At 59.2% G+C, this 17,971-nt stretch carries 17 protein-coding genes and 1 pseudogene; 14 read left to right on the plus strand and 4 right to left on the minus strand.

The annotated features are described in order from the left end of the window. Positions 1 to 121 precede the first annotated feature (121 nt). The 5 genes from FHT82_RS00445 to FHT82_RS00465 all read left to right on the plus strand — a co-directional run bounded on the left by FHT82_RS00445 (position 122) and on the right by FHT82_RS00465 (position 6,537). Positions 122 to 2,455, plus strand: a complete 2,334-nt coding sequence (locus tag FHT82_RS00445; protein ID WP_183725258.1) for an alpha-L-rhamnosidase — start codon at positions 122 to 124, stop codon at positions 2,453 to 2,455. A 75-nt stretch (positions 2,456 to 2,530) separates the two neighbouring features. Further along, complete coding sequence (locus FHT82_RS00450; protein ID WP_183725268.1) at positions 2,531 to 3,805, plus strand: extracellular solute-binding protein; 1,275 nt, start codon at positions 2,531 to 2,533, stop codon at positions 3,803 to 3,805. Positions 3,806 to 3,868: 63 nt separating this feature from the next. Continuing rightward, complete coding sequence (locus tag FHT82_RS00455) at positions 3,869 to 4,732, plus strand: sugar ABC transporter permease (protein WP_007823368.1); 864 nt, start codon at positions 3,869 to 3,871, stop codon at positions 4,730 to 4,732. Further along, complete coding sequence (locus FHT82_RS00460; RefSeq protein ID WP_183725271.1) at positions 4,729 to 5,553, plus strand: carbohydrate ABC transporter permease; 825 nt, start codon at positions 4,729 to 4,731, stop codon at positions 5,551 to 5,553. Before FHT82_RS00455 ends, FHT82_RS00460 begins: the two co-directional genes overlap by 4 nt. A gap of 3 nt (positions 5,554 to 5,556) precedes the next feature. Next, positions 5,557 to 6,537 (plus strand): ABC transporter ATP-binding protein, encoded by a 981-nt coding sequence (locus tag FHT82_RS00465; RefSeq protein WP_183725273.1) that lies wholly within the window; start codon positions 5,557 to 5,559, stop codon positions 6,535 to 6,537. A 3-nt stretch (positions 6,538 to 6,540) separates the two neighbouring features. Here FHT82_RS00465 and FHT82_RS00470 read toward each other — a convergent pair whose 3' ends face one another. Together FHT82_RS00470 and FHT82_RS00475 are read right to left on the minus strand one after the other, a co-directional pair. After that, positions 6,541 to 6,825 carry an acylphosphatase gene (locus FHT82_RS00470; protein ID WP_183725275.1) on the minus strand — a complete coding sequence of 95 codons (285 nt, stop codon included), beginning with the start codon at positions 6,823 to 6,825 and terminating at the stop codon, positions 6,541 to 6,543. Between the two features lie 207 nt (positions 6,826 to 7,032). Continuing rightward, positions 7,033 to 7,941, minus strand: coding sequence for a helix-turn-helix domain-containing protein (locus tag FHT82_RS00475; protein WP_183725277.1), 909 nt, complete (start codon positions 7,939 to 7,941; stop codon positions 7,033 to 7,035). An 85-nt stretch (positions 7,942 to 8,026) separates the two neighbouring features. Between FHT82_RS00475 and FHT82_RS00480 the strand changes: the two genes are divergently transcribed. The 7 genes from FHT82_RS00480 (at position 8,027) to FHT82_RS00510 (ending at position 15,039) form a co-directional block, all read left to right on the plus strand. Further along, positions 8,027 to 9,301, plus strand: a complete 1,275-nt coding sequence (locus FHT82_RS00480; protein WP_183725279.1) for an ABC transporter substrate-binding protein — start codon at positions 8,027 to 8,029, stop codon at positions 9,299 to 9,301. Positions 9,302 to 9,381: 80 nt separating this feature from the next. After that, the gene (locus FHT82_RS00485) at positions 9,382 to 10,242 is read left to right on the plus strand and encodes a sugar ABC transporter permease (protein WP_183725281.1); all 861 of its coding nucleotides are present in this window, start codon (positions 9,382 to 9,384) and stop codon (positions 10,240 to 10,242) included. Beyond that, positions 10,239 to 11,075, plus strand: coding sequence for a carbohydrate ABC transporter permease (locus FHT82_RS00490; protein ID WP_183725283.1), 837 nt, complete (start codon positions 10,239 to 10,241; stop codon positions 11,073 to 11,075). Before FHT82_RS00485 ends, FHT82_RS00490 begins: the two co-directional genes overlap by 4 nt. Before the next feature lie 11 nt (positions 11,076 to 11,086). Then, complete coding sequence (gene ugpC / locus FHT82_RS00495; RefSeq protein WP_183725285.1) at positions 11,087 to 12,172, plus strand: sn-glycerol-3-phosphate ABC transporter ATP-binding protein UgpC; 1,086 nt, start codon at positions 11,087 to 11,089, stop codon at positions 12,170 to 12,172. A 35-nt stretch (positions 12,173 to 12,207) separates the two neighbouring features. Continuing rightward, positions 12,208 to 14,211, plus strand: a complete 2,004-nt coding sequence (locus FHT82_RS00500; RefSeq protein WP_183725287.1) for an aldo/keto reductase — start codon at positions 12,208 to 12,210, stop codon at positions 14,209 to 14,211. A gap of 170 nt (positions 14,212 to 14,381) precedes the next feature. Then, a complete protein-coding gene (locus tag FHT82_RS00505) occupies positions 14,382 to 14,600 on the plus strand; it encodes a hypothetical protein (protein WP_183725289.1) in 219 nt (72 codons plus the stop codon). 64 nt (positions 14,601 to 14,664) lie between these two features. Beyond that, the gene (locus FHT82_RS00510; RefSeq protein ID WP_183725291.1) at positions 14,665 to 15,039 is read left to right on the plus strand and encodes a hypothetical protein; all 375 of its coding nucleotides are present in this window, start codon (positions 14,665 to 14,667) and stop codon (positions 15,037 to 15,039) included. 33 nt (positions 15,040 to 15,072) lie between these two features. Here FHT82_RS00510 and FHT82_RS00515 read toward each other — a convergent pair. After that, positions 15,073 to 15,282: pseudogene (locus FHT82_RS00515) on the minus strand (DUF2934 domain-containing protein); the annotation flags it as partial. Between the two features lie 253 nt (positions 15,283 to 15,535). Beyond that, a complete protein-coding gene (locus FHT82_RS00520) occupies positions 15,536 to 16,309 on the minus strand; it encodes a siderophore-interacting protein (RefSeq protein ID WP_183727192.1) in 774 nt (257 codons plus the stop codon). A gap of 318 nt (positions 16,310 to 16,627) precedes the next feature. Between FHT82_RS00520 and FHT82_RS00525 the strand changes: the two genes are divergently transcribed. Both FHT82_RS00525 and FHT82_RS00530 read left to right on the plus strand, forming a co-directional pair. After that, positions 16,628 to 16,891 (plus strand): DUF982 domain-containing protein, encoded by a 264-nt coding sequence (locus FHT82_RS00525; RefSeq protein ID WP_183725293.1) that lies wholly within the window; start codon positions 16,628 to 16,630, stop codon positions 16,889 to 16,891. 116 nt (positions 16,892 to 17,007) lie between these two features. After that, positions 17,008 to 17,913: a lytic transglycosylase domain-containing protein gene (locus tag FHT82_RS00530; protein ID WP_348647564.1), complete on the plus strand. Its 906-nt coding sequence runs from the start codon at positions 17,008 to 17,010 to the stop codon at positions 17,911 to 17,913. Positions 17,914 to 17,971: the final 58 nt, after the last annotated feature.

The following is a 17,971-nucleotide window of genomic DNA, read 5'->3' on the forward strand; positions in this document are numbered from 1 at the left end:
GTGTCGTGAAAATTATAGGCACAAAACCTCTTGCGCGGCAATCGATAGTGTAGAATGATATACATAGAACGATACACACGGAGCAATCGCCGGAGGGATTGGTGATTGAGGGAGGTTCTCAATGAAGACTGTTTCGGCCCACGGCATCGCCGGGGAAGACGGGCTTGCCGGTTCTGCTTTCCAGTTTACGGCATCGATGATCGGCCCGTCCTGCGACGGTGGCCAGGCGACGGCCGGCACCTTCGTGTCGCGTGAATTCACGCTCGAAGCGGTTCCGGCTGAAGCAACGCTGCGCATCTCGGCGCTCGGCCTCTACCGCGCCTTCATCAACGGAAAGCGCGTGGGGAGCGACCTCCTGACGCCCGGCTGGACCTGCTACGACGACCGTATCGCCTATCAGACCTATGATGTCGCAAAGCTCCTGCAACCCGGCGGCAATCGCATCGAGATCTGGCTGGGCGACGGCTGGTACCGCAGCCAGCTCATGTGGGCTTCCAATCCGATCATCAATTGCTGGGGCGACCGGACGGCGGCAATCGCAGAATTGCGCGCCGGCGGTGAAACACTTCTGAAGACGGATGACAGCTGGAAGAGCGGCTTCACCCCCCTTGTCCGCAACGGGATCTATTATGGCGAGGATTACGACGCTCGCATCCGTCCACAGGATAGTCACGGCGTCGAGGTCCTCTCCTTCGACAAGGCTTTGCTCGTTCCGCATGAGACCGGCGCAGTCAAGGAACTGGCCGGTCTCTCTCCCATCGATCGCTGGATGGAGGCCGATGGCCGGATTGTCTATGATTTCGGACAGAATGCCGGCGCCTATATCCGCCTGCGTCTCAAGGGTGTTGCCGGTGCACAGGTGCGCGTCGAACATTCCGAAGTGCTCGGCCCCGACCGCTTCTTCGATAACCGCAATTATCGCAGCGCGCGTGCCGAGCTGATCTATACGCTCTCTGGACAAGCCGAAGAGGAATACGCGCCTCTCTTCACCTTCATGGGCTTCCGCTATGCGCGCGTCACCCTGACAGGCCAGGTTGAATTGATCGCGATCACTATGGTGCCGGTCACCTCGGTGCCAACAAGTGCCGGCGGCTTCACATCAGGTGTTGCGGCCGTCAACCGGCTCGTCGACAACACGATCTGGTCGCAGCGTTCCAATTTCATCGAAGTGCCGACGGATTGCCCACAGCGCGATGAACGCCTCGGCTGGACCGGCGATGCCCAGGTCTTTGCCGGCACGGCCTGCTGGCTTGCCGATAGCCAATCCTTTCTCAAGAAATATCTTCGTGATGTGATCCACGACCAGCGTGCCGATGGCGCAGTCCCGCATTTTTCACCTGATCCGACGCGGCTTCATCCGATCGACGGGCGTGGCGATTGGGCGGGTTCAACCGGCTGGGGTGATGCGATCACCATCATTCCCTGGCAGCTTTACCTGCATTACGGCGACAGCGCCGTATTGGAAGAATGCTTCCCTGCAATGCTTCGCTGGCTCGATTACCTCTGGGGCATCTCGGATGGACCGATCATTCGTCCACCGGCAGTCTGGGGCGCGCATGGCTTCACCTTCGGCGACTGGCTGCAACCGGTCGGGGATAACCGCAAGCCGCGCCCGACCGTGGCGGATGATTGCGCAGCAACCCTCTACCACTTTATTTCAACGCAGTTGACGGCAAAGATCGCTCGTATTCTTGGCGAAAACGTCGAGGCCGCACGGCTCGACAAGCGCGCTAATGAGATCAGGGCCGCGTTCAAGCACGAATTCTTCGCGCCCTCCGGCCGCATTGCGCATAACGACCAGACCTCATGGTCCCTGGCGTTCCTCTATGGCCTCGTTCCGCCGGAATATGAGCCGGCTGCCCGCGACTATTTCCGCAGGGTGGCGGAAGAGACCGATGACGTCATCGGCACAGGCTTCATCGGCACCCCCGCCCTGCTGCCGGCACTGACCCGGCTCGGCATGCTGGACCTTGCCGAAAAGATGTTCCTCAACCGGAAGGTTCCCGGTTGGCTGTATCAGGTCGAGCGCGGCGCGACATCGATCTGGGAGCGATGGGATGCGCTCGCCGAGGACGGCACGATCTATGATCCCGATATGAACAGCTACAACCACTACGCTTATGGCGCGGTATGCCAATGGCTCTTCGAAGATGTTGCCGGCATCAAGCCGCTGGAAGACAAGCCGGGCTTCGAGGAAGTCGCCTTCGATCCCGCGATCCTGCCTGCTCTCTCGCCGGTTTCGGCCTGGCATGACACGCGCTTTGGCCGTATCGAAGCTGGATGGATCCTAGAGGCGAAGACCGTCACGTGCCGCCTGGTGCTGCCGGAGGGTGTGACTGCGCGTCTGCAAGGTAAGGACGACCGCAAGTCGCTGAAGGCAGACGGTACCCTGATCGAGCAGGGTGAGGAGACCAAGCTCGGTGCAGGAGAACATACGATTACGTTTTCTATCTGATGCGGTTGCTCGCGGGTCTTTGATCCGCGGGCAAACAGCCCAACGCATTCCGGTCTTCAAGAGGAGGAAATGACTATGCGAATGACGAAGTGCAGCATCCTTGCAGCCAGTATCATGGCTCTTGCCGCTGGAGTGGCGCATGCAGATGTGACCCTCAGCGTCCTGATCGACACCAATCCGGAGACGATTGCCTCGTTCGATGCCGTTTCCAAAGCCTATATGGAAAAGCATCCCGACGTCACATTTGACGTCGAGCAGCGTGCCGGAGGCTCGGAGGGCGATAACATCATCAAGACCCGGCTCGCCACAGGCGAAATGGCCGATATCTTCCTATATAATGGCGGCTCCCTCTTCCAGGCTCTGAAGCCGCAGGAAACGATCGCAGATCTTTCCGATCTTCCATCGGAAGCCGGTATTCTCGACAGCTTCAAGAAGGTCGTCACCAGCCCGGACGGCCATGTTCGCGGCCTTCCATTTGGTCCCGCCATGGGCGGCGGCATCTTCTATAATAGAAAGATCTATGCCGATCTCGGGCTGACGCCGCCGAAGACATGGGCGGAATTCATGAGCAACAACGAGAAGATCAAGGCGGCCGGCAAGGTCGCCGTGGCGCAGACCTATGGCACGACCTGGACCTCGCAGCTCTTTGTGCTTGCCGACTTCTATAACGTCCAGACCGAGGTTCCGAATTTCGCAGCCGACTATACTGCCAACAAGATCAAATATGCCACCACGCCTGCTGCGCTGCGCGGCTTCGAACATCTTGAGGAGGTCGCGAAGGGCGGCTTCCTCAACGCGGACTTCGGCGCGGCGACTTTTGACGACGGCATGCGCATGGTCGCCACAGGCGAAGCCGCGCACTATCCGAACCTCACCTTCGGTATCGGCAACATCCAGCAGAATTTCCCTGACAACCTGAAGGATCTGGGCTTCTTCGCTCAGCCTGGAACGGACGCTGCCAAAAACGGCCTGACCGTCTGGATGCCCTCCGCGCTCTATGCTTCCGCAAAGTCCGAAAACCTCGAAGAGGCCAAGAAATTCCTCGATTTCGTCGGCTCCAAGGAAGCGTGCGACCTGATGGCGAAGGCCGTTCCCTCAGGTCCCTACCTGGTCAAGGGGTGCGAACTTCCCAAGGACATTCCGCCGGTTGTTTCCGACATGCTGCCTTATTTCGATACTGAGGGACGCAACGGTCCGGCGCTCGAATTCCTCTCGCCCGTCAAGGGACCGGCGCTCGAGCAGATCACGGTCGAGGTCGGGACCGGTATACGCTCCGCCAAGGATGCGGCTGCTCTCTACGATCAGGATGTCGAGAAGCAGGCCAAGCAGCTTGGCCTGCCGAACTGGTAACCTTCCAGCCGATCCCCCACTCACCTCTTTGAGCCCGAGTGGGGGACGCTTCGCGGTGTCCATATGATAAAACGCAAGTCACCCTATCCCTACTGGTTCGTCCTGCCGGCGGCGGTGATATTCACCGTCCTCTTTCTGGCTCCGACGGTCGCCTCCTTCTGGTTCAGCCTCACGCGCTGGGACCTGTTCACCACGCAGTTCATCGGCCTGGAAAACTACCGGCAATTCTTCCGCGAACCCTTCCTGATCCAGGGCCTGGTCAACACCGTCATCTATGCGGTGCTGACCTCAGGCACGAAAACTGTTCTCGGTCTCCTGCTCGCAGTACTGTTGACCTCCGGCCTCTGGGGACAAGGCCTGCTGCGCACCGTGATCTTCTTTCCGGTTCTGGTATCGACGATCGGTGTCGGCATCACCTTCTCGGTGCTCATGCATCCGACCCGCGGATTGATCAATGTGGCGCTCGCCGCCATCGGCATTCATGGCCCCGGCTGGCTGACCGATCCGGCTCTCGCCCTCTATTCCATCGTCTTCGTAGACCTATGGAAGGGTATCGGCCTTGCGACCGTGATCTATATCGCCGGGCTCGCATCGATCAGCCCCGACTATTATGAGGCCGCCCGCATCGATGGCGCGACCCGCACCCAGATGTTCTTCCGCGTGACCGTCCCGCTGGTCAAGCCCGCGACGGTGACGGTCGTGACGCTCTCGCTGATCGGTGGCCTCAGAAGCTTCGACCTGATCTGGGCAATGACGCGCGGCGGCCCTGGCTTTTCCTCGGATGTGCTCGCAAGCGTCATCTACAAGCAGTACCAGGCGGGCTTCTATGGCCTTTCAACGGCCGGAAACGTGATCCTCTTCCTCCTTATCGGCCTCATTGTTCTGCCGCTAACGGCCTGGTTCAATCGCAAGGAGGTGGATCTATGAGCCGCCGCCAGTTCTACACCGGGATTGCGGCATTAGCCGCCTGCGGCATGATTTTCGTGCTGCCTTTCATCTTCATCTTCATCACCGCCGCCAAGACGAAACAGGATGCGGCAACGCTGAGATTCAGCTGGCCGGTCGAGTGGCAGCTCTGGCAGAATTTTATGGAGGTCGTGCAGACCCGCAACTACATGCTGCTGCTCGCCTATTTCAATTCGACCGTCATCACGGTGGCTGCCGTCACCCTGCTGGTGCTGTTCGGCGCCATGGTCGGCTATGTGCTGCAGCGCCGCCCCTCGCGCTGGAATACGGCCATCTATGCCTGCGTGCTCGCCGGCCTGATGATCCCTCCGGCCATCGTGCCGACCATCTGGGTGCTGCAACTGCTCGGCCTCTTCAAGACCCTGTCCGGCATGGTGCTGATCCAGGTCGCCTATGGCCTCGGCTTCACGGTTCTCCTGTTTCGTAGTTTCATCGCGACCATTCCGAGGGATCTCGACGAGGCGGCCATCATCGACGGAGCAAAGCCGTTCCAGATCTTCTTTCGCGTCATCCTGCCGCTTTTGAAGCCGGTCACCGTGACCGTCATCGTCGTTCAGTCGATCGCGATCTTTAACGATTTCACCAACCCTCTCTACTATCTGCCGGGCCGGGAAAACGTCACCGTGCAGCTGACGCTCTATAATTTCCAGGGACAGTTCCAGACCCAGTTCAATCTGCTGTTCATGAATATTCTTCTGGTAACCATTCCGCCCCTGATTATCTTCATTTTCTTCAACCGGCAGATCGTTGCAGGCATGACCGCCGGTGCAGTCAAGGGATAAGCCATGACATCAGTTGTTCTCGAAAGTGTCCGCAAGAGCTTCGGCAGCCTGGAGGTGATGAAGGGCGTCGATCTCACCGTCGATGCCGGCGAATTCTGCGTCTTCGTCGGTCCGTCCGGTTGCGGGAAATCGACGCTGCTGCGCATCATCTCCGGACTGGAGACACAGACGTCGGGCAAGGTCTTCATCGATAGCAAGGACGTCACTTATGCCGAGCCGTCCGAGCGCGGTATCGCCATGGTCTTCCAGTCCTATGCGCTTTATCCGCATCTGACTGTCGCAGAAAACATCGGCTTCGGCCTGTCGCTTGCCAGGCGACCGAAAGCGGAGATCGCCGAACGGGTAAAGCAGACAGCCGATATCCTGCAGCTCTCGCATCTGCTCGATCGCAAGCCGAAGGCACTCTCCGGTGGTCAACGTCAGCGCGTCGCAATCGGCCGGGCGATCATCCGCAATCCGAAAGTCTTCCTATTCGACGAGCCGTTGTCGAACCTCGATGCGTCGCTGCGCTCGCAGATGCGCATCGAGCTGACCGAGCTGCACGCCAAGCTCGGCGCCACCATGATCTATGTCACCCATGATCAGGTCGAGGCGATGACTATGGCCGACAAGATCGTCGTTCTGAACGGCGGTCAGATCGAGCAGGTCGGAACACCGATGACGCTCTACAACAATCCGGCCACTCCATTTGTCGCAGGCTTCATCGGTTCGCCGAAGATGAACCTGTTCGAGGGAGAGATTGCGGCGCGGGAAGGCTGCAAGACCTATGGTATCCGCCCTGAACACGTCGCGCTCTCATCCACTGACGGGAAATGGCAGGGCAAAGTGCGTCACATCGAGCGACTCGGTGCCGATACGGTGGTCTATCTCGATGTGCCGGAATTGCAGACACTTGTCGTACGCACGGACGGCGACCGGCCGGTCAAGATCGGCGAGACGCAATTCGCCTCGCCACTCACCGGGAAGGAACACAGGTTCTCCTGATCTCTATCGAACGATACGAAAGTCGTCCGGCACCTCATCGAGATTTGCCGCCTCCGCCTTTACATCCGACACGGAGGAACCGGCAGGACCGCTCCAGAAACGCTCGAGCATGGAGCCGGTGGCGCCTTGGGAGCCGATGATCAGCGCGCTGACCGAGCCGTCAGCCTCATTCCGCACCCAGCCCGTCAAGCCGAGTTGGAGGGCCTGGCCGCGGGTCCAGACGCGATAGCCGACGCCTTGCACCCCGCCGGTGATGCGCACACGAAAAGCATCCAGGGTGACGGTCATTTGAAGTCCTCTCTGGCAACGAGGTGAAGATGCCGCTGCTGGCCTTCATTGCAAGGGTCTTATTTCGACCAGCGGAGGACCCACACATTCACGACATCTTTTCATGAGGTATCTCTTGACTCTTGGGCAGCTATGCTAGCGCCCGAGCGGGACTAGGCGATCCGCCTCCATGATCAAGTCCCGTTTCGAAGACAAACCAAGGGCGTCTCAACCGGCGGCAGAGAGAGTGCTGATCACCGAGCGCATATCCCGCCGGAAATCCGATGGCGACATGCCGGCAATATTCCGGAAGGATTTGTTGAAAGCACTGATGGAGCCGAAGCCGCTATCCATCGCAATTTGAAGAACATTCGCCCCTTCGCCCATGAGCTGCGCCTGGGCATGTGAAAGACGCAGCAGATTGATATATTTGCTGATCGTCATACCCGTCGTCTTCTTGAACAGGTTCATCGCATATTTCGGATGAAGATCGACTGCACGGGCGATTTCGACAGTGTCGATGTCCTGCAGGAAATTGCTTGCAATGAAATCGCACATGCGCGCGACGCTGCGGGAAAGATGCGAACTGGGCTGCTCAAGTCCCTCGACGCCGGTGCCGGGCACCATCAGATATGATTCCAGGGCAATCCGCTCGATACGCAGAAGCAATTCATCGACGGCATGCTGCGTCTTCCTGACATCATTGGATTTCGCATAGTCATACCAGCGCGGGAAATTTGCCTCATCCGCCGCATCGGTCGCCGATGTCAGCAGAATTTCTCCCTTCATCAGACGTGTGCCTATGGTCGGAGGCAGGCGCATTCTGAAGAAGTAGACGAGCGGCAGATGCGCGCCCGCATACAGGGAATCATCCGAGGAGTCGTCCATCTGGTGTGGCTGCCCTCCCCAGAAAAGGCACATCTGGCCGGCTTTGAGGGTAATATCATGGTCGTTCATCTGGTAGTGGACGCTGCCACGCATTATGTAATTGACCTCGACCTGAGCATGCCAGTGCGGCATGGCCATGACGGGCGGATGGGCATAAAACATCTGCAGCGCCATCGGCATGCCTTCAATGGTGCTGGCACCAGGCTGGTAAACAGGTTTGCCGACGACCTTACTTTCCGCCAATTCCATATTCCCTTTTTATGAGACAGCCGCTTCCGCCGCGTTAGATTAGTCACGTTCGCTTAGCGACGGCAATTGAAAAGGGAGGATTTTCATGCGCTCTAAACTCACCGCGGCAACGACAGCGCTCGTGCTGCTTGCATCCGGATCTGCCTATGCGCAATCCGCCACGCTTACCATCTGGAGCTGGAACGTCGCAGCTTCCGCTCTCAAATCGACGGTCGAAGGCTTCAACAAGCAGTTTCCCGACATCAAGGTCGATGTCCAGGATCTCGGCAACCAACAGGTCTTCGACAAGACGCTCGCTGCCTGCGCCGCCGGTGGCGACGGTCTTCCCGATATCGTCACAATCGAGAATTTCGAGGCGGAGATCTTCTGGAGCCGCTTCCCGGATTGCTTCGCCAACCTGAAGGACCTCGGCTATAACGCCGACATGCAGGCGAAATTCCCCGAGTTCAAGCGCACCGAACTCGAGATCGGTGATGTCGCCTATGCCATGCCCTGGGATTCCGGCCCGGTCACCGTCTTCTATCGTCGCGATTATTATGAAAAGGCCGGCGTCGATCCGAAGTCGATCGTAACCTGGGACGATTTCATTGCCGCCGGCAAGAAGGTCTCGACGGCCAATCCCGGCGTCGTGATGGGCCAGGCCGATTTCAACGGCGATAGCGAATGGTTCCGCATGCTCGCCAATGAACAGGGCTGCGGCTATTTCTCGACCGATGGCCAGTCGATCACCATCAATCAGCCGGCCTGCGTGCAGACGCTGGAAAAAGTCAAGGCGATGAAGGATGCCGGCACGCTGACGGCGGCAAACTGGGATGAGAAGATCTCCTCCAACACCGCCGGCAAGGTCGCAAGCCAGGTCTTCGGTGGCTGGTACGAAGGCACGATCCGTTCTGGCTCTCCCGATCTGTCAGGCAAGTGGGGCGTCTACGCCATGCCCGGCATGAGCGCTGACAGCCCGCATGCGGCTAACCTCGGCGGCTCCTCGCTTGCCATCAATGCCAATTCACAGAACAAGGAAGCGGCCTTCAAATATCTGACCTATGCGCTCACCACCAATGAGGGTCAGGTCACCATGCTGAAGTCGTTCGGTCTCGTGCCGTCGCTGCTGTCGGCCGTTCAGGATCCCTTCGTCAACGAGCCGCAGCCTTATTGGGGCGGCCAGAAGATCTGGGCCGACATCCTCGCCACCCTGCCGAAGATCGTGCCGAGCCGCGGCACGGCCTTCCAGACGGATGCAGATGCCATCTACAAGACGACACAGACGAAATATTTCGCCGGCGGCTATCCCGATGCGAAGACGGCTCTCGACGATGCCGCCAAGCAGATCGCGTCGGCGACAGGTCTTCCGATCGCACAATGAATGGCAAGCCGGGCGCCAAAGCGCCCGGCTTCGCTTGCCGCGGGAGGTGGCTGGCACATTCGTTTCGGTAAGGAGGTACCATGCCGATCAGAAACCGGAGCGCCTATGCGTTCCTTGCACCCTATCTTCTGGTCTTTGCCGCCTTCTGGGTCTGGCCGATCATCAATTCGTTCCTGATTTCCTTCCAGAACACGCGCATCAATCCGTGGAAATTCAGCCTGCAGGCCAATTGGGGGCGCCTCTTCGGCGACCCGGCCTTCTATAACGCCCTTTATAATACGCTCATCATCCTGGTCATCCAGGTCCCCGTCATGATCACGCTTGCGACCGTCATGGCGGTACTGCTGAACTCGCCGCTCCTGAAAGCGCGCGCCTTGTTCCGCTTTGCCTTCTTCGCGCCTGTCGTCGTCGGGGAAGTCGCCTATGCGGCCGTCTTCCGCCTGATGTTCAATCTCGATTTCGGCATCATCAACAAGCTGATCGGCGCGGCCGGATTTGCGCCCGTATCCTGGTTCGACAATGCCAACGCCGCCATGGTCGTCATCATCATCGCCGTCACCTGGCGGTGGGCGGGGTACAATGCCATCATCATCCTGGCCGGTCTGCAATCGATCCCAGAGGACGTCTATGAGGCGGCAACACTCGACCGCGTCAGCAAGCTGCAGCAGTTCTTCCACATCACCCTGCCGCTGCTGAAACCGATCATTCTTTTCTGCGTGGTTCTGTCGGTCATCGGCACGATGCAGCTCTTCGCCGAACCCTTCCTGATCACCAATCGCGGTGGACCGGGCGGCGGCACGGAGACACTTGGCCTGCTTCTCTATCGCCAGGGCTTCACATCGCTGAACTTCGGCTATGCCTCGGCCATCGCCTATACGATGGCAGCGCTCGCAGTGGCCATCTCGCTCCTCAATCTCTGGGTCGGGAGGGATCCGAAATGAGATCCAAGTCGCAATCCCTTCTCATCCGCAAGATCGCCCTGCACGCTTTCCTGCTGCCGCTTGCAATCATCTGGCTCTTTCCACTCTGGATGATGTTCGTTTTCTCGACGATGCCGGATTACGGCATCTTCAGCCCGCAAATCGTTCTCTGGCCCTCGACCAATTTCGTCGCGAATTTCCAGAACCTGCAGGCAGACACCAACTTCATCGGCGCAATGGTGATCTCGATCGTCGTTGCCACGATCTATACCATTTTGTCTGTACTCCTGACGTCCATGGCCGGCTGGGCGCTCGCTCGCTATCGCTTCGTCGGCCGCTCTCTGGTCATCGCCATCATCCTCGGCACCATCACGCTTCCTTATTTCGTCGTCGTCATTCCGCAATTCATCATGGTGGCGCGCGAGTTCAAGCTTGCCAATACCTGGGTCGCGCTCATTGTGCCGCCGCTCTTCAATTCGCTCGGCGTGCTCTTCATGCGGCAATCCTTCTCCATGATGCCAAATGATCTTTTCGATGCGGCACGCGTCGAAGGCGTCAAGGAATGGCAGATTTTTCTGCGCATTGCCCTACCTCTCGCCCGGCCGACCATGGCGGCACTTGCGATCATCCTCTTCCTCGCCTCCTGGAACAATTACCTCTGGCCGCTGCTCATCAATTCGAAGCCGGGCATGATGACGGCTCCGGTGGCGCTCGGCGTTCTGATCGGCCTCACCAAGGTTTCCTGGGGCGGCATCATGGCGGGTGCGGTGCTTTTGACGGCACCGATCCTTGTCATCTTCGTGGCTCTACAGCGTCACTTCATCGCCGGCATTGCGGCCGGCGCAATCAAATAATCGGGGAGCCCATGGCAGAGCTTTCACTTAACAATATCGTCAAGCGCTACGGTGCATTCGAAATCATCCATGGCGCCAATCTGGACGTGAGGGACGGCGAGTTCGTCGTCTTCGTCGGTCCCTCCGGCTGCGGCAAGTCCACCCTCCTGCGCATGATTGCCGGTCTTGAAGACATCACCGGCGGTGAGTTGAAGATCGCCGGTCGCACCGTCAACGACGTTGAGCCGGCGGATCGCGGGATCGCCATGGTCTTCCAGTCCTACGCGCTCTATCCGCATCTAACAGTCGAGGAGAACCTGAGTTTCGGCCTGCGCATGAACGGCAATCCGAAAGCCGATACCGAACGGCGCGTGCGTCATGTGGCCGAGATCCTGCAGATCACAGAACTGATGAAACGGCGGCCAAAACAGCTGTCCGGCGGCCAGCGGCAGCGCGTGGCGATCGGCCGGGCCATCGTACGCGAACCACAGGTCTTCCTGTTCGACGAACCACTCTCGAACCTCGACGCGGAACTGCGCGTGCAGATGCGCGTCGAAATCTCCAGGCTGCACAAGCAGCTCGGCACGACGATGATCTATGTCACGCACGACCAGACCGAGGCGATGACGCTTGCCGACAAGATCGTCGTTCTGCGGGCCGGCAATATCGAACAGATCGGTGCGCCGCTGGACCTTTACGACGATCCGGCCAATCAGTTCGTCGCCGGCTTCGTCGGTTCGCCGAAAATGAATTTCCTCGAGGCCGAGGTGGCAGGTGTGCAGGCAGGTAAAGCAACGGTCGTGCTCACCGGCGACAAGACGGTTCGGCTGGAGGTACCGCTTGCAGACTCGTCCGTAACATCAGGCGCGGCGGTAACACTCGGTATCCGGCCCGAGCATTTCGGCGAGGCGGGCCAGGGCGAAGCGGATCTGACGGTTGCCGTCGACGTCGCAGAGCACCTCGGCAATACCAGCTACATCTATGCGAACTTCGGCGGCGAGCAGCTCATCATCGAGCAACCGGAATCCCGCAGCCTTGGTAAGACCGAGACGCTGACGGTGTCGCTGCCCACCACCCGCACCTTTCTGTTCGATGCCGCCGGCAAGCGGCTTCGCTAACCCATCCCAGGACTGAAAGACGAAAGAGGATAGTCATGACTTCAGATAATCCAATCCGCTGGGGCATCATCGGCCCCGGCACCATCGCCCGCACCTTTGCCGATGGCGTTGCGCATTCGCGCACCGGCAAGCTGGTTGCGATCGCCACCCGCAATCCCGACAAACCGGGTCTTGCCGATGGCTTCCCGGGTGCACGCATCGTCAACGGCTATGAAGCGCTGCTGACCGACAACGAGGTCGATGCGATCTATATCGCCACCCCGCATACCGGCCACGCTGAATGGGCCATCAAGGCGATCCGCGCCGGCAAGCATGTGCTGGTCGAAAAGCCGATCGCGCTCTCCGCCTATGATGCCGAGGCGATCTACCACGAGGCGAAGAAGGCCGGCGTCTTTGCCGGCGAAGCCTTCATGTATCGTGTGCATCCGCAGACGGAAAAGCTGATCGAGCTGGTCAAGAGCGGCACGATCGGCGATATCCGCATCATCCGCTCCTCGTTCGGCTTCAGCATGGGCACCTACAAGCCGGAACACCGCCTGTTTGCCAATGAAACGGCCGGCGGCGGCATTCTCGATGTCGGCGGTTATCCCGTTTCCATGGCCCGGCTGATTGCCGGTGCTGCGGCCGGAAAACCCTTCCTGGAGCCGGAAAAGGTTGCTGGTGTTGCCCATCTCGGCCAGTCCGGCGTTGATGAATGGGCCTCTGCCGTCCTGAAATTCCCGAACGAAATCATTGCCGAAGTCTCATGTTCGATCATGGCGCAGCAGGACAATGTGTTGCGCATCATCGGCTCGCAGGGCCGTATCGAGGTCAAGGACTTCTGGTTCGCTTCCGGCCACAAGGGCGGTGTCGGCAAGATCGAAATCTTCAGGAACGGCGAGCAGGAGACGGTCGAGGTCAAGGAAGACCGCTGGCTCTACTCCTTCGAAGCAGATGCGGCCGGTGACGCGATCCGCGCCGGCGAGAAGGAATTCCGTTCACCCGGCATGAGCTGGGCGGATTCGATCAACAACCTCAAAGTGCTCGACCAATGGCGCGCTTCGGTCGGTCTCGAATATGGTATCGAGAAAGCCGTCAAGCGCACTCTGAACATTGCCGGCGGCACCGTTCGACGCGGCAATTCTATTTCGAAACGGCAGATCCCCGGCATTTCCAAGCCGGCTTCCGTCGTTACCCTCGGCTTCGAATTCTTCCCGAATTTCGCTGCCGCGTCCCTGACCCTCGACACGTTCTATGAAGCAGGCGGCAATATCTTCGATACGGCCTTCGTCTACGGCGGAGGCAAGACGGAGAGCATTTTCGGCGACTGGCACACCAGCCGTCAGGTGCCGCGCGAAGAGATCGTATTGATCGGCAAGGGCGCCCACTCTCCGCTCTGCTATCCTGACATCATCAGCAAGCAGCTCGATCAATCGCTCAATCGCCTGAAGACCGATTATGTCGATATCTATTTCATGCATCGTGACAATACCGACGTGCCTGTCGGCGAATTCGTCGATGCCATGGATGCCGAGGTCAAACGCGGCCGCATCCGCGGTATTTTCGGTGGCTCGAACTGGACGCGAGAGCGTTTCGATGAGGCGATTGCCTATGCGAAGAAGAACGGCAAGGCTGCACCTGCCACGCTTTCCAACAACTTCTCGCTGGCCGAAATGCTCGATCCGATCTGGGCCGGCTGCGTGGCCGCCTCTGACGATGAGTGGAAGACGTGGCTGAACGAAAAGCAGATCCCGAACTTCGCATGGTCGAGCCAGGGCCGCGGTTTCTTCACCGACCGGGCCGGACGCGACAAGCGTGACGACGAGGAGATCGTGCGTTGCTGGTATTCGGACCGCAACTTCGGACGGCGTGACCGGGCAATCGAGCTTGCCAAGAAGCTTGGCAGACATCCGATCCACATCGCGCTTGCCTATGTCATCGCCCAGCCCTTCCCGGTTATTCCGCTCATTGGACCACGCACGATCGCCGAACTCGAAGACAGCCTCTCGGCGCTGGATATCAAGCTGACACCCGAACAGGTGGCGTGGCTGGAGGGCTGATTGCCTCCCCCAGAGAGTATGTGATGAGAAGCGGCAGGCCTGCGTGCCTGCCGCTTTTCTGTTGCGCGACGGAGTAATCACGAACGACAACTAATCCGTCGGTGTTGCATTCTCGCCATTGCCCTCAACCATAGGTCATCTAATGTGAGGCTGCACCAGGGAGCAAGGCGATGACGCGAACGGTTTGGCCGAAGGAAGCGCTGACGTCGGAGGCGATGAACTTTCTCGACGGCATTCACCAGGAATGGTGCTCGACCGCTCGTTGCCGCCGTGACAGCGACTTGGGAATGGCAAGGGCTAAAGCGCTTATCGACTGGTTTGAATTCGGCGTGCGGGATCGCGACGAACTGCTGGGTCTGCTGTCGGAAGATTTTTCCGGTGCCGCCTGAGGTCCCACTTGTTTTTACCGCATTGGCTCTACCTCATTCTGAACAATGTTCGGAGGAGAGACCCTTGCGTAAACGTTTAGTATTATTCGCCATTGTCCTGTTTCCGGCGGCAGCTTTCGCGCAATCCCCCGATCTCGAGGCGACCTGCCAGGCAGTTGCCAAGGGCTTCTTCATGATGGAACAGCTTTCGATCGGCTCCGTGCAGTCCTTTCCGGAACTCAAGCCGCCGGGTGTGCGGATGACTTACTCCACCCGGGCGGGAACCGCTCCGGGTGACATGACGGATACGTTTGAATGCGAATTCGACAAGGCCGACAAGCCGCATCATCTGGTGCGGTTCTGCGTGTCGAATACCTGTTATTCGCCGAATGAAGACGATAGCGACCGAAAGCGCCGCTTCGAGGAGGCACGCATTCTGCTCGAGCGAGCGGAAAAATAATCTACCTATACGCGACTAGCGACGTGAGTGAATATCGCCGCTCTCACCTGCACCTTGCAGCAGAGCGGCATCGTCGCGATCATCCTCGTCGATCAATTCCTGCAATGTCTCATGTTCCTCGTCTTCGCTGAATTCATCAGATGCCTGCAGCCAATGGCGAAGCGCATTCCCTTCCGGACGGCCTTCCTGCTCCCAGATCTCGTAGGCGCGCTGACGAATTGCTTCTTCCTTGTCCCTGGCCATCGTGCTACCTCCAATCTCCGCATCGTCGCCGGCATGGCTTCTCAGCGAGCGGTTTGCGCCCGGCGGTTGGAGCGCTGGCGTTGTCTGCACCCATGGCGTATCTCCTTTGCTCAGAAACACGACAATCCGTCCGATGTTCCGCCGCATAGGCGGCAATGGAGAACACGATCGAGACGGAGATCGGTGGCCCCATCCTCAGAGGGGCCACTCCGGGAGCGATGGGCAGAAGCGCTTGAACACCATCACTTCGCTGCTATCCGAACTTCTCGGTCGTATCCGCCTTACCCTTGACCCAATAGCCTGATGCCTTGATCCAGCTAAGCGGATATCCGCGATCTTCGGTGAGATAAGAGCGGATTGCCCGCACCACCGACGCCTCAGCCGCGATCCAGACGAATGTCTGGGAAACGATGTCGATCTCTGCCAAAGCAGCGATCAGCGGTTCGGCATTCGTCGCATCGGAGAGAGGACGGTAAACCCAGCGCATCATGAGCGTTGCAGCCGTCTCGAACGACTGCTGCTCTTGCGGGTCTGCGACCGCGGCGATTGTCATAATCGTCGTTTCAGCCGAGCTCTCCTCAATTCGCCGACCAATGGCGGGCAAAGCCGTCTCATCGCCGATCAGAAGCCACCTGTTCACTGTACCGGCGACAACGGCCGAACCACGCGGGCCACCGATTTCAAGAGGCGTGCCGACGCGGGCGTCGATTGCCCATTGCGTGACGGGACCCGCCTCATGCAAAGCGAAATCGATGGTCAGACTACGAGCTGCGTTGTCGTAGCGACGCGGGGTGTAATCGCGACGTTCCTCGGCGCCATCGGTACCGGGCACGATGATCTTGATATGGTCGTCGGGTGCCAGGCTCGTGAAATCGGCGAGATCTTCGCCCTTCAGCACGATGCGTCGCATGCCAGGCGTGATATCCGTCACGCTCTCGACCGTCAGGGAGCGGCGGCGCAATTCATGGCGGACCCGCTCGATTGAGGGCGCAGGGAACGGGTGATCTGTGGATTGCTTGTTATCCATCATGTCCTTCCGGGGCTTCGGGAAACGATCCGCAGGACACAGTCGCGCAGATCGAAACCGCAAAGCTGTTCGATCATACGCGTTGAGTGACGTTAACGCTTACGTGGCCGGATCGCATCCGGCCAATGACGGCCTTCTTTAGCGAAGGCTGGAGCGCCGCGCAATGAAAAACTTGAGTTTTAATCTCCATTTTTTGAGGCTGCCCAAACACCAAATCCGACCCGTAACCCTAAAGTTGTCGGATGCACGTTTTTCACACGCGATCGGTATGGTTCTTGCAACGTTACCAATATCCTTACGTTGGGGAGACCAAGTGTAATGGAATGGAACATATACGAGCGCTTTCCGCCTCTGGTGCTGATGTTGGGTGGCCGGGAAAAATACAGAGTCCTCAGAACGTTGAGAGACGCCGCTGAGGTTTTGATAGCGGACTGGCCATCCGAGGACGGCGAGGAATATGTCGTGGCCGTCAAGGCCTGCGTCGATGCCATCACTGGGCAGATCGATGTCAGCGAACTGCAGGATGCCATTCGCCGTGCGGCTGCCGAAGCAGGCATTGCGATCCTGACGGTTGTGCACTGAAGCTCGTCGCCCCCGGCCAAGACCGCGGGCGACGAAGGAAGCTTGCCGTCTTGCCTGAAAACCGCGACGATGTCGTCAGGCAAGGTTTGGCGATGATGAGATGCGGCAGAGTCTTGATGGCTGCGGTGCTGATTTCCGCAGTATGGGCTGCGGCAGCGCCTGCGATCGGCGCTGCCGAGCCGTCCGCTCCAGAAGCGGCTTGCCTTTACCAGGGTGACGCTGGTGACGGGCAAACGCTCTGCATCCGAAAAGATCACTTCAATGCCGATCTCTGCGCCGTCATGGACCGTTTCGCAGCGATCCATAACATTCCATCTGCCTTCCTCGCCCGCCTGATCTGGCGCGAAAGCCTGTTTCGCCCGGAAGCGGTCAGCCCCAAGGGCGCGGAGGGTATTGCGCAGTTCATGCCGGGCACCGCCCGCTTGAGAGAGCTGGAAAACAGCTTCGATGTCGTTCAGGCGCTGAAAGCCTCTTCCCGCTATCTCGACGAACTCAGGCTTCGTTTTGGCAATCTCGGGCTTGCGGCGGCCGCCTATAATGCGGGCGAGTCCGGTCTCGGCCGGTTTCTCTCCTCCGGCCGCCTGCCGATCGAGACCCGCGACTATGTTTTCGCAATCACCGGCCAGACCGTCGAAACCTGGCGGGACAGCCCTCCGGAGACCGCCGCTCCGGACCTGCGGGACGGAATGCCATTCCGGGAGGCATGTGTGGCGCTCGCCGAAACGCGGCAGATGAACGAGCCCGTCCTGACCGGATCGGCCGACTGGGCGCCCTGGGGCGTGCAGCTTGCCGCCCACTATAATCCGTCCGTCGCGGACCGGCTCTTCACGGTATCGGTGGCAAAGCTTCCCGAACCACTGAATGCGGAGCGCGCGGTGATCGTGCGGCAGAGAGGCGGAAATTTCGGATACCGGCCACGCTATGCTGCAAGAATCGGCAGAGAGACGCGTGCCGAGGCGACCAAGCTCTGCAGCACGATACGCGCTGCCGGCGTTGCCTGCACGGTCTTCAGAAATCGCTGATTGCGAAACCCATCCCGGATCGACCTACCCGACTGTTTAGTAACGGAGCGCCATCCGG

Origin of the sequence: Rhizobium sp. BK275, from assembly GCF_014193555.1 — a bacterium.
Lineage (GTDB): Bacteria > Pseudomonadota > Alphaproteobacteria > Rhizobiales > Rhizobiaceae > Rhizobium.

Excerpts from the sequence above, each read along its gene's own strand:
- FHT82_RS00445 (WP_183725258.1), top strand. The coding sequence starts at position 122 with ATGAAGACTGTTTCGGCCCACGGCATCGCCGGGGAAGACGGGCTTGCC.
- FHT82_RS00450 (WP_183725268.1), top strand. The coding sequence starts at position 2,531 with ATGCGAATGACGAAGTGCAGCATCCTTGCAGCCAGTATCATGGCTCTT.
- FHT82_RS00455 (WP_007823368.1), top strand. The coding sequence starts at position 3,869 with ATGATAAAACGCAAGTCACCCTATCCCTACTGGTTCGTCCTGCCGGCG.
- FHT82_RS00460 (WP_183725271.1), top strand. The coding sequence starts at position 4,729 with ATGAGCCGCCGCCAGTTCTACACCGGGATTGCGGCATTAGCCGCCTGC.
- FHT82_RS00465 (WP_183725273.1), top strand. The coding sequence starts at position 5,557 with ATGACATCAGTTGTTCTCGAAAGTGTCCGCAAGAGCTTCGGCAGCCTG.
- FHT82_RS00470 (WP_183725275.1), bottom strand. The coding sequence starts at position 6,825 with ATGACCGTCACCCTGGATGCTTTTCGTGTGCGCATCACCGGCGGGGTG.
- FHT82_RS00475 (WP_183725277.1), bottom strand. The coding sequence starts at position 7,941 with ATGGAATTGGCGGAAAGTAAGGTCGTCGGCAAACCTGTTTACCAGCCT.
- FHT82_RS00480 (WP_183725279.1), top strand. The coding sequence starts at position 8,027 with ATGCGCTCTAAACTCACCGCGGCAACGACAGCGCTCGTGCTGCTTGCA.
- FHT82_RS00485 (WP_183725281.1), top strand. The coding sequence starts at position 9,382 with ATGCCGATCAGAAACCGGAGCGCCTATGCGTTCCTTGCACCCTATCTT.
- FHT82_RS00490 (WP_183725283.1), top strand. The coding sequence starts at position 10,239 with ATGAGATCCAAGTCGCAATCCCTTCTCATCCGCAAGATCGCCCTGCAC.
- ugpC (WP_183725285.1), top strand. The coding sequence starts at position 11,087 with ATGGCAGAGCTTTCACTTAACAATATCGTCAAGCGCTACGGTGCATTC.
- FHT82_RS00500 (WP_183725287.1), top strand. The coding sequence starts at position 12,208 with ATGACTTCAGATAATCCAATCCGCTGGGGCATCATCGGCCCCGGCACC.
- FHT82_RS00505 (WP_183725289.1), top strand. The coding sequence starts at position 14,382 with ATGACGCGAACGGTTTGGCCGAAGGAAGCGCTGACGTCGGAGGCGATG.
- FHT82_RS00520 (WP_183727192.1), bottom strand. The coding sequence starts at position 16,309 with ATGGATAACAAGCAATCCACAGATCACCCGTTCCCTGCGCCCTCAATC.
- FHT82_RS00525 (WP_183725293.1), top strand. The coding sequence starts at position 16,628 with ATGGAATGGAACATATACGAGCGCTTTCCGCCTCTGGTGCTGATGTTG.
- FHT82_RS00530 (WP_348647564.1), top strand. The coding sequence starts at position 17,008 with ATGGCTGCGGTGCTGATTTCCGCAGTATGGGCTGCGGCAGCGCCTGCG.